This window comes from Pseudomonas sp. FG86 (genome assembly GCF_057808775.1).
On sequence record NZ_JBMDIS010000139.1, the window covers coordinates 1 to 10,164 of the forward strand.

A 10,164-nucleotide genomic window follows, 5' to 3' on the forward strand; every position below is an offset into this window, starting at 1 on the left:
TTATTGGGGCTGCTGCGCAGCCCAACGCGGGGCAAGCCCGCTCGCCACAGGTTACGCTCGCCACAGAGGTCCCCGTCGCGCTTAGTGCAGCCACCCACATTAGGTTCGCGGTGCTTTTAGAGAGTGTGAGCCCCCTTGCCCCGATATCGTTTTACTGGCATTGTTTGCGCAATTGGTAATATTTCCCATTTGAGAAGTTTTTGCGCATGCATGACATTCCGGCCGCGCTGGGCGATTCAGTGCGTCAGCAAACCCTTACGGCAATGTACAGCGAGCACCACGGCTGGCTGCATGGCTGGCTGCGCAAAAAACTCGGTTGTTCCCAGCACGCTGCCGACCTGGCGCATGACGCGTTCATCCGCGTACTGATGCTGGCCGAGCCGCAAAACATCAAGGAACCCCGTGCGTTCCTTGCGACAACGGCGGGGCGCCTGTTGATCGATGGCGCGCGTCGCCGACGTATTGAAAAAGCCTACATGGAGGCCCTGGGAATCCAGTGCGAAGAGGCAGGCATGCCCGATCCGGCCGCGATCCACGTGGCGCTGCAAGCCCTGGAGCGCATCGCCGAGATGCTCGCCGGCTTGCCCGCCAAGGCGCGCGAAGCCTTCTTGTTGAGCCGCCTCGATGGGCTGACCTACAACGAGATCGCGACCCGCCTGGACGTGTCCCCCAGCACCGTCAAAAACTACATCTCCACGGCGCTGGTGCATTGCTACCACAGCCTGCATGCGGCAGACCCATTGGCATGAGTTCCGAGCAGATCATCCAGCAGGCTGCGAACTGGCTGACGCGCCTGCACGACGAAGATGTCAGCGACACCGACCGCCAAGCCTTCAATGCCTGGTGCCAGGCCGACCCTCGCCACGCGGTGGCCATCGAACGCATGCGCAGCCTGTGGGGCAGCCTCGACACCTTGCCGGCGCAACCGGCGCGGATTGCCTTGAACCGCGCATTCGCCCCGCAACGCGCGCGCGGTGCCCAGGTGGTGGGCTTGCTCGGCGTATTGCTGTGTGGCTGGCTGGGCCTTGAGCACTTGCCGGTATGGATGGCCGACCAACGCACCGGTGTCGGTGAGCGCCGTCAAATCGCCCTGGAAGACGGCAGCCAATTGCAGCTCAACAGCAACTCGGCGGTCGACGTGAAATTCGACGGCCACCAGCGTGTGATCGAATTGCTGCAGGGCGAGTTATGGGTGGACGTGGCCAAGGATGCACAGCGGCCATTCGTGGTGCGTACCGATCAAGGTACGGCGACCGCACTGGGTACGCGTTATATGGTCAAGCGCGCAGCGGACGGCACGACGGTAGTGACGGTGATCGAATCCACCGTGGCGGTCAAAGGCGAGGGCGCAGACAGCGTGAAAGTCGCTGCCGGCCAGCGTTCGATCCTCGACCACGGCCATGCCCAGGCCGCGCAAGCCATCGCCAACACCGACCCGGACGCCTGGACCCGCGGCCTGCTCAAGGTCAACGACCAACCGCTGGGCGAGGTGCTGCAAACCCTGGCCAGCTATCGTCATGGGGTGATGCGCTTCGATGCCCAGGCCCTGCAGGATATGCGAGTGTCTGGCGTATTCAAGCTGGACGACAGTGCAGCCGCGCTCTCAGCGCTGGCGGACAACCTGCCGATCCGGGTGGAGTACTTCACGGATTTGCTGGTGGTGGTCAAACCTCGCTAGCTCAGGCTTCGTTCTGCCGCAGGCGCTTGTACAAGGTGTTGCGGCTGACTCCCAGCTCCCGTGCCAGGTGGGAAATATTCCCGCCTGCTGCCTTCAGGCGCTCTGTCAGGTCGAGGGCCTCATCCAGGTATTCAGTGGCCGGCAGCGGTGCCGCCAGGTTCAGATCCACAAAAAAATCGTCCGGCAGATGCTCCGCGCGGATCGGCTGTTCTTCGGCCATGGCCAGGGCCACCTGCAACACGCTGCTGACCTGGCGTAAATTGCCCGGCCAAGGGTGCTGCTCGAATAGCGCCAGCACCTCGGGACTGAGCCCGGCCCACTGGGTCGGCTCGCGATGCTGCTGCCATAGCTGTTGGAACAGCGCGCGCTTGTCGGTGCGCTCGCGCAGGGGCGGTAGTTCCAAGGTCAGGCCACCGATGCGGTAGTACAAATCCTCACGAAAACGACCGGCCTGCACAAGCTCACGCAGTGCGCGGTTGGTGGCGGAGATGATGCGCAAGTCCACCGGGAACAACTCGCTGCTGCCCACGGGTTGCACGCAACGTTCCTGCAATACCCGAAGTAGACGCGCCTGGGTCGGCAGGGGCATGTCACCGATTTCATCGAGAAACAGCGTGCCTTTGTCGGCCTTGCGAATCAGGCCGATGCTGCCTTTCTGATTGGCGCCGGTGAACGCGCCTTTTTCATAGCCGAACAGTTCCGATTCCACCAGCTCTGCCGGAATGGCTGCACAATTCACCGCGATAAACGCCTGCCGGCTGCGCGAACTGGCCTGGTGCAGGGCTTTGACGAACACCTCCTTGCCCACCCCGGTTTCACCGTGGATCAGCAGCGGGATATCTTTTTCCAGCAGCCGCTCGGCCTGGCGTACGGCTTTTTCCACGCGGGCTTCACCGAAATGCAAGGTCTTGAGGCCCATCGCGACGGGCTTGGGCGGTATCGGTTCGCTGAACACGCGCGCCTGCACCGGCGTTTGCTTGGGCCGTTTCAACACGCATTGGAAGCGATTGCGTCCCGCCGCCTGCAACGAGAACGGCAACCCCTCCGGCTGATTGAGCAACTCCAGCAACGACACCTTGAACAAACTGTCGATCATCACCCGCGACAGGCTGATGCCCAGCAGGTTGTCGGCGCGGCGGTTGGCCGAGAGCACCTGGCCGCTTTCATCGAAGATCAGCAGGCCGGCCCACTGGCTGTCGAGGTTGCTCAGGCCAGTATTGAAGGTCAGCTGAAAGTGCTCGCCGCGAAACAGGTTGAGGATCAGCCGGTTCTCCACGGTCTGGCTCATCATCTTGACCATGCCCAGGGTGTGCGAGGGCGGCAGGTAGCTGTCGCTGGACACATCCAGCACGGCGATGATTTCACGCTGGGCATCGAAGATCGGCGCCGCGGAGCCGGTCATGAAACGGTTGGCTTTCAAGAAGTGTTCATCGTGCTCGATATGCACCGCCTGGGCACAGGCCAGCGCCGTGCCGATGGCATTGGTACCGCTGGAGCGCTCCATCCAACTGGCGCCAGCGCTGAAACCGCGGGCCAGCTTGGGCTCGATAAAGCGCTGGGTGCCCCACGAAGTCAGGACCTGGCCCTGATTATCGGCCAGCATGATCAGGCAGTTGGAGTTGCTGAGGATGTTCTCGTAGTAGGGCAGCACTTCCTGATGAGTGGTCTGCACCAGGGAATGCTGGCTTTCCAGCAACTGGCTGATGCCTTCGGCGGGGAGCTGGTCGAAGCTGGGGGGGCTCTGGTGGTCCAGGCCGTACGCACGGCAGCGGCGCCAGGATTCCTGGATTAAGGTGTCGTGAGCCAAGGGTTCGGCCATGGGGCGACCTTCTTTTTATTGTTTTGGGGTCTTGCACTATTTACCCGACGCAACGGGGACAAAATGGGGGAGGGGGCAAGCTCTAAGGCTTTTTTGTAGGAGCGAGCTTGCTCGCGAAAAACCTCAACGATAACGCGTGCTTCCTGAATGAACACGGCGCCTGTGAGTTTTTCGCGAGCAAGAACTAGGCGTCCCCCTCGCTCCTACAGAAGGCCATGTACGCTTAACTGACTGGCAGCCCCCTCCCACATTTGACCTGTGTCGATCGTTCCATCGGGTTCAAAGAGTGTTGTTCATAACTGTTCATTGTCAACCCCAGGATTGTTCAATTGTTCAGCCCGATCTGTTCATTTTTGTTCGTTCCTGAACATCACGTTCAGCCCACTGCCTTGTGAATCAAGCACCTGCCGTCTTGGCATGAAACTCGCTCTGAGGACTGGCCAGATTCATTCCAATAATAAAAAGGGCGTGTCATGTCATTGACCCTGGAACATGTCTCCCGCGTCGTCGAAGGCCAGACCTGGATCGACGACGCCAACCTGCGATTCGAAGCCGGTTCCTTCAACGTCCTGCTGGGCCGCACGCTGTCCGGCAAGACCAGCCTGATGCGCCTGATGGCCGGCCTGGACAAGCCCGACAGCGGCCGCATCCTGATGAACGGCGTGGATGTCACCCACAAACCGGTGCGTCTGCGTAACGTGTCGATGGTGTATCAGCAGTTCATCAACTACCCGACCATGACCGTATTCGAAAACATCGCCTCGCCGTTGCGCCAGGCCGGTGTGTCCGACGAGCTGATCCAGAGCAAGGTGCTCGAAACCGCCAGGATGCTGCGCATCGAGAAATTCCTCCAGCGTCACCCCTTGGAACTGTCTGGCGGCCAGCAGCAACGCACGGCCATGGCCCGCGCCCTGGTCAAAGACGCCGAACTGATCCTGTTCGATGAACCGTTGGTGAACCTGGACTACAAACTGCGTGAAGAGCTGCGTCAGGAAATGCGCGAGCTGTTCAAGGCGCGGCATACCATTGCCATCTACGCCACCACCGAGCCCAACGAGGCGTTGGCCCTGGGCGGCACCACCACGATCCTTCACGAAGGCCGAGTGATCCAGAGCGGCAGGGCCGCCGAGGTCTATCACCAGCCGCAAACCGTGCTGGCCGCCGAGCTGTTTTCCGAACCACCGATCAACCTGATGCCGGGGCGTATCAGCGGTAACGAGGTGAGCTTCGCCAATTTCGTGCACTTTCCGTTGAATGTCGACCTGCGCCCCATCGGCGAAGGCGAGTTCCGCTTTGGTGTGCGCCCCAGCCATATCAGCCTGGTACCGAGCAACGACGATGACCTGGAGTTGGCGGTGACCGTGGAAGTCGCCGAGATCAGCGGTTCGGAAACGTTCCTGCATGTGCGCAGTGAACACTTCCTATTGGTCCTGCACCTGCCGGGCGTGCATGAGTACGACGTCGACGCGCCGATCCGCGTGTATATCCCCACCCATAAACTGTTTGTGTTCGATGGCCAGGGCCGTTTGGTCCAGGCCCCCGGGCGCCGTGTCGCGAGGGTTGCCTGATGGCTGAGATCCATTTGCAGAACCTGGCGCACAGCTACAGCCCTACGCCGGCCGGTCCTGAGGACTACGCCATTCGGGCAATGAACCACGTGTGGGAGCAGGGTGGTGCCTACGCCTTGCTCGGGCCGTCGGGCTGCGGCAAATCGACCCTGCTCAATATCATCTCCGGGTTGCTCAGCCCCTCGGAAGGCCAGGTGTTGTTCGACCAACAGGTGGTCAACGAGCTGACGCCGGAGAAACGCAACATCGCCCAGGTGTTCCAGTTCCCGGTGGTCTACGACACCATGACGGTGTTCGACAACCTGGCTTTCCCCCTGCGAAACCAGGGTATGGCCGAGGCGAAAATTCACAGCAAGGTGCAGGAAATTGCCGAAGTCCTCGACCTGCAAAACCTGCTGAGCAAAAAGGCGCGCAACCTCACTGCCGACGAAAAGCAGAAAGTCTCCATGGGCCGTGGCCTGGTGCGCGATGACGTATCGGCGATCCTCTTCGATGAACCGCTGACCGTGATCGACCCGCACCTCAAATGGAAACTGCGGCGCAAGCTCAAGCAGATCCACGAGCAGTTCAATATCACCATGGTCTACGTCACCCACGACCAGCTGGAGGCGTCGACCTTTGCCGACAAGATCGCGGTGATGTACGGCGGCCAGATCGTGCAGTTCGGCACGCCACGGGACCTGTTCGAACGGCCGAGCCACACCTTTGTCGGCTATTTCATCGGCAGCCCGGGGATGAATCTGATCGAAGTGCAGGCCGAAGCCGGCGGGGTGCGTTTTGCCGGTACGTATCTGCCGTTGTCGGAGGCCTTGCAGCAGCGCATTTCCGAAACGGACTACACGAAGCTGCAGGTCGGCATCCGCCCGGAATTTGTCCATGTGTGGGATGAGCACAACCCTGACGCCCTGCAGGCAGACGTCACCCATGTGGAAGACCTCGGCACCTACAAGATCGTGACCCTCAACCTCGACGGCGCCACCCTGAAAGTGCGCCTGGCCGAAGACAAACCGGTGCCGGAGGGCAGGGCGTCCATCAGCTTTCCCGCGCAGTGGCTGATGGTGTATGCCGACGACTACCTACTGGAGGTGCTGCCATGAACAAGGTGCAGAACAACAAGGCCTGGTGGCTGGTGTTGCCGGTGTTCCTGCTGGTGGCGTTCAGCGCGGTGATCCCAATGATGACCGTGGTCAACTATTCGGTGCAGGACATCTTCGACCAGTCCAGCCGCTACTTTGTCGGCGCCGACTGGTATAAACAGGTGCTGCTCGATCCGCGCCTGCATGACTCGCTGTTGCGCCAGTTCATCTACTCGGCCTGCGTGCTGCTGATCGAAATCCCCCTGGGCATCGCCATCGCCCTGACCATGCCGACCAAGGGCCGCTGGTCGTCGCTGGTGCTGATTATCCTGGCCATTCCCTTGCTGATCCCATGGAACGTGGTCGGCACCATTTGGCAGATCTTCGGCCGCGCCGATATTGGTTTGCTCGGCTACAGCCTCAATGCCCTGGGCATCAGCTACAACTACGCGGCCAATACCCTGGACGCCTGGGTCACGGTGCTGGTGATGGACGTATGGCACTGGACCTCGCTGGTCGCGCTGCTGTGCTATTCGGGGCTGCGGGCCATCCCAGATGTGTACTACCAGGCGGCGCGGATCGATCGCGCATCCGCCTGGGCGGTTTTCCGACATATCCAGTTGCCGAAGATGAAAAGCGTGCTGCTGATCGCGGTGATGCTGCGCTTTATGGACAGTTTCATGATCTACACCGAGCCCTTTGTCCTCACGGGGGGCGGGCCGGGTAACGCCACTACCTTCCTCAGCCAGACGCTGACCCAGATGGCCGTAGGCCAATTCGACCTGGGCCCGGCCGCGGCGTTTTCCCTGGTGTATTTCCTGATCATCCTGTTGGTGTCCTGGTTGTTCTACACCGCCATGACCCATTCCGACGCCAACCGCTGAGGTCGCCAGCATGAGCAAGCGCAAAGTCATCCCCCTGCTGATTTATATCCTGTTCCTGCTGGTGCCGATCTACTGGCTGTTGAACATGTCCTTCAAGAGCAACACCGAAATCCTCGGCGGGCTGACGCTGTTTCCGCAGGACTTCACCCTGGCCAACTACAAGGTGATCTTTACCGACCCGAGCTGGTACACCGGTTACCTCAACTCGCTGTACTACGTGAGCCTGAACACGGTGATTTCACTGAGCGTGGCGTTGCCGGCGGCCTATGCTTTCTCGCGTTACCGCTTCCTGGGTGACAAGCATCTGTTCTTCTGGCTGCTGACCAACCGCATGGCGCCACCCGCGGTGTTTTTGCTGCCATTTTTCCAGCTGTATTCGTCCATCGGCCTGTTCGATACGCACATCGCCGTGGCCTTGGCCCACTGCCTGTTCAACGTGCCGTTGGCGGTGTGGATCCTCGAAGGCTTCATGTCTGGCGTGCCCAAGGAAATCGACGAAACCGCTTACATCGATGGCTACAGTTTCCCCAAATTCTTCGTGAAGATTTTTATCCCGTTGATCGGCTCCGGCATCGGCGTCACGGCGTTTTTCTGCTTCATGTTTTCCTGGGTCGAACTGCTGCTGGCGCGCACCCTGACTTCGGTCAACGCCAAGCCCATTGCGGCGGTGATGACGCGCACGGTGTCGGCGTCGGGGATCGATTGGGGCGTGCTGGCGGCGGCGGGGGTGTTGACCATCCTGCCGGGCATGCTGGTGATCTGGTTTGTTCGCAACCACGTGGCCAAGGGCTTTGCCCTGGGCCGGGTCTGAGGAGTCGATGATGGAATGGATGGCCTGGACCACCCCTACGGCGCTGTTCTTTGGCGGCATTGCCCTGATCCTGGCGGGCATGACCACCTGGGAACTGCGTTCGCCGAGTATCCCTCGGCGCGGTTTGTTGCCGATCAGCACCACCCGTGGTGATCGCTTGTTTATCGGTCTTCTCGGCAGCGCCTACCTGCACCTGCTGGTGATTGGCGTAACCGACTGGAGCATCTGGGTGGCGTCCGCGCTCTCCCTGGTATGGCTGTTGAGTGTGATGCGTTGGGGCTAGTGCCCCGACACCTTGTAGGAGCGAGCTTGCTCGCGAAAATCGTCAACGATAACGCGGGCATTCTGGATGTACGCGGTGTCCTCGGGTTTTTCGCGAGCAAGCTCGCTCCTACAGGGGGCTGTGGCGTTTGTAGTCCTTTTTGAAATTAACCAGGAGGTCTCTATGTTGAATAAAAACAATAAGCTGCGACATAGCATTTCATTGGCCGCCGTACTGGCCCTCAGCGGTTTGAGCGCCACGGCTTGGGCGGATGCGTACGAAGATGCGGCGAAAAAATGGATCGGCAGCGAGTTCAAACCGTCGACCCTCACGGCCGACCAACAGCTTGAGGAGCTCAAGTGGTTCATCAAGGCCTCGGAGCCGTTCCGTGGGATGAAGATCAACGTGGTGTCGGAAACCCTCACCACCCACGAGTACGAGTCCAAGGTACTGGCCAAGGCCTTCAGTGAAATCACCGGGATCAAGCTGACCCACGACCTGCTGCAGGAAGGCGACGTGGTGGAAAAGCTGCAAACCCAGATGCAGTCCGACAAGAATATCTATGACGGCTGGGTCAACGACTCGGACTTGATCGGTACGCACTTTCGCTATGGCAAGACCGAATCGATCACCGACCTGATGGCCAACGAAGGCAAGGCCTTCACCTCGCCGACCCTGGATATCAAGGACTTTATCGGCATCTCCTTCACCACTGCGCCGGACGGCAAGATCTACCAGTTGCCCGACCAGCAATTCGCCAACCTCTATTGGTTCCGCGCCGACTGGTTCGAGCGTCCGGAACTCAAAGCCAAGTTCAAGGAGAAGTACGGTTATGACCTCGGCGTGCCGGTGAACTGGTCAGCCTATGAAGACATCGCCAAGTTTTTCAGCGAAGACGTCAAGGAAATCGACGGCAAGCGCATCTATGGCCATATGGACTACGGCAAGAAAGACCCGTCCCTGGGCTGGCGCTTCACCGATGCCTGGTTCTCCATGGCCGGCGGCGGCGACAAGGGCCTGCCCAACGGCTTGCCGGTGGATGAGTGGGGCATTCGTGTGGAGGACTGCCACCCGGTGGGCTCCAGCGTGACCCGTGGTGGCGATACCAACGGCCCGGCCGCCGTGTTTGCCACGCAGAAATACGTGGACTGGATGAAAGCCTACGCGCCCCCGGAAGCGGCGGGCATGACCTTCTCCGAGTCTGGCCCGGTGCCGTCCCAGGGCAATATCGCCCAGCAGATCTTCTGGTACACCGCGTTTACCGCCGACATGACCAAGCCGGGCCTGCCGGTAGTGAACGCCGACGGCACGCCGAAATGGCGCATGGCGCCATCGCCGGTCGGGCCGTATTGGGAAAAGGGCATGAAGAAGGGCTATCAGGACGTGGGCTCCTGGACCTTCCTCAAGTCGACGCCTGAGAAGCAGAAACTCGCGGCCTGGCTCTATGCTCAGTTCGTGACCTCGAAAACCGTGTCGCTGAAGAAAACCATCGTCGGCCTGACGCCGATTCGGGAATCCGACATCAACTCCCAGGCCATGACCGACCTGGCGCCGAAACTCGGTGGCCTGGTTGAGTTCTACCGCAGCCCGGCCCGGGTGGAATGGACCCCGACCGGCACCAACGTGCCGGATTACCCACGCCTGGCGCAGCTGTGGTGGAGCAACATCGCCGCCGCCGCCAGCGGCGAGAAAACCCCGCAACAGGCGCTGGATAACCTGGCCAAGGAGCAAGACGCGATCATGACGCGCCTGGAACGCTCCAAAGTGCAGCCGGTGTGCGGGCCGAAAATGAACCCTGAGCGTGACGCGCAATACTGGTTCGACCAGCCGGGCGCGCCGAAACCGAAACTGGCCAACGAGAAGCCTAAAGGCGAGACCGTGGCCTACGGCGACCTGCTCAAGCAATGGGAGGCAGCGCGTAAATAATCATTCCGGAACACGCGGTAAAAACGGTGGAGGGGGGCTTGCCCTCGATGAGGGCGTGTCAGTCACCTAGTGGTTAACTGACCCGGCGCCATCGGGGGCAAGTCGAATCGTCGCACCGCCCCTCCCACATTTGGATCTGC

The 10,164-nt window shown here is 60.6% G+C and carries 9 protein-coding genes; 8 read left to right on the forward strand and 1 reads right to left on the reverse strand.

From position 1 onward, the window contains the following. The first annotated feature begins 206 nt into the window (after nucleotides 1-206). Both ACODSV_RS34855 and ACODSV_RS34860 read left to right on the forward strand, forming a co-directional pair. Nucleotides 207-749, forward strand: coding sequence for a sigma-70 family RNA polymerase sigma factor (locus tag ACODSV_RS34855; protein ID WP_024076097.1), 543 nt, complete (start codon nucleotides 207-209; stop codon nucleotides 747-749). Beyond that, nucleotides 746-1,678, forward strand: coding sequence for a FecR family protein (locus ACODSV_RS34860; RefSeq protein WP_150056426.1), 933 nt, complete (start codon nucleotides 746-748; stop codon nucleotides 1,676-1,678). The genes ACODSV_RS34855 and ACODSV_RS34860 overlap by 4 nt, the downstream gene beginning before the upstream one ends. A gap of 1 nt (nucleotide 1,679) precedes the next feature. On the opposite strand, the gene ACODSV_RS34865 is transcribed toward ACODSV_RS34860, so the two are convergent. Continuing rightward, the gene (locus tag ACODSV_RS34865; RefSeq protein WP_150095180.1) at nucleotides 1,680-3,497 is read right to left on the reverse strand and encodes a sigma-54-dependent Fis family transcriptional regulator; all 1,818 of its coding nucleotides are present in this window, start codon (nucleotides 3,495-3,497) and stop codon (nucleotides 1,680-1,682) included. A gap of 473 nt (nucleotides 3,498-3,970) precedes the next feature. Between ACODSV_RS34865 and ACODSV_RS34870 the strand changes: the two genes are divergently transcribed. From ACODSV_RS34870 to ACODSV_RS34895, 6 genes are all read left to right on the forward strand, one after another. Continuing rightward, complete coding sequence (locus tag ACODSV_RS34870) at nucleotides 3,971-5,065, forward strand: ABC transporter ATP-binding protein (RefSeq protein WP_024076094.1); 1,095 nt, start codon at nucleotides 3,971-3,973, stop codon at nucleotides 5,063-5,065. Further along, a complete protein-coding gene (locus ACODSV_RS34875) occupies nucleotides 5,065-6,162 on the forward strand; it encodes an ABC transporter ATP-binding protein (RefSeq protein ID WP_024076093.1) in 1,098 nt (365 codons plus the stop codon). The genes ACODSV_RS34870 and ACODSV_RS34875 overlap by 1 nt, the downstream gene beginning before the upstream one ends. Beyond that, complete coding sequence (locus tag ACODSV_RS34880; protein WP_024076092.1) at nucleotides 6,159-7,025, forward strand: carbohydrate ABC transporter permease; 867 nt, start codon at nucleotides 6,159-6,161, stop codon at nucleotides 7,023-7,025. Before ACODSV_RS34875 ends, ACODSV_RS34880 begins: the two co-directional genes overlap by 4 nt. Nucleotides 7,026-7,035: 10 nt before the next feature. Further along, nucleotides 7,036-7,836 carry a carbohydrate ABC transporter permease gene (locus ACODSV_RS34885; protein ID WP_003174634.1) on the forward strand — a complete coding sequence of 267 codons (801 nt, stop codon included), beginning with the start codon at nucleotides 7,036-7,038 and terminating at the stop codon, nucleotides 7,834-7,836. A 10-nt stretch (nucleotides 7,837-7,846) separates the two neighbouring features. After that, nucleotides 7,847-8,119 carry a DUF2160 domain-containing protein gene (locus ACODSV_RS34890; RefSeq protein ID WP_014718862.1) on the forward strand — a complete coding sequence of 91 codons (273 nt, stop codon included), beginning with the start codon at nucleotides 7,847-7,849 and terminating at the stop codon, nucleotides 8,117-8,119. Nucleotides 8,120-8,281: 162 nt separating this feature from the next. Further along, nucleotides 8,282-10,024: an ABC transporter substrate-binding protein gene (locus ACODSV_RS34895; RefSeq protein ID WP_024076091.1), complete on the forward strand. Its 1,743-nt coding sequence runs from the start codon at nucleotides 8,282-8,284 to the stop codon at nucleotides 10,022-10,024. The last annotated feature ends 140 nt before the right edge of the window (nucleotides 10,025-10,164 follow it).

Excerpts from the sequence above, each read along its gene's own strand:
- ACODSV_RS34855 (WP_024076097.1), top strand. The coding sequence starts at position 207 with ATGCATGACATTCCGGCCGCGCTGGGCGATTCAGTGCGTCAGCAAACC.
- ACODSV_RS34860 (WP_150056426.1), top strand. The coding sequence starts at position 746 with ATGAGTTCCGAGCAGATCATCCAGCAGGCTGCGAACTGGCTGACGCGC.
- ACODSV_RS34865 (WP_150095180.1), bottom strand. The coding sequence starts at position 3,497 with ATGGCCGAACCCTTGGCTCACGACACCTTAATCCAGGAATCCTGGCGC.
- ACODSV_RS34870 (WP_024076094.1), top strand. The coding sequence starts at position 3,971 with ATGTCATTGACCCTGGAACATGTCTCCCGCGTCGTCGAAGGCCAGACC.
- ACODSV_RS34875 (WP_024076093.1), top strand. The coding sequence starts at position 5,065 with ATGGCTGAGATCCATTTGCAGAACCTGGCGCACAGCTACAGCCCTACG.
- ACODSV_RS34880 (WP_024076092.1), top strand. The coding sequence starts at position 6,159 with ATGAACAAGGTGCAGAACAACAAGGCCTGGTGGCTGGTGTTGCCGGTG.
- ACODSV_RS34885 (WP_003174634.1), top strand. The coding sequence starts at position 7,036 with ATGAGCAAGCGCAAAGTCATCCCCCTGCTGATTTATATCCTGTTCCTG.
- ACODSV_RS34890 (WP_014718862.1), top strand. The coding sequence starts at position 7,847 with ATGGAATGGATGGCCTGGACCACCCCTACGGCGCTGTTCTTTGGCGGC.
- ACODSV_RS34895 (WP_024076091.1), top strand. The coding sequence starts at position 8,282 with ATGTTGAATAAAAACAATAAGCTGCGACATAGCATTTCATTGGCCGCC.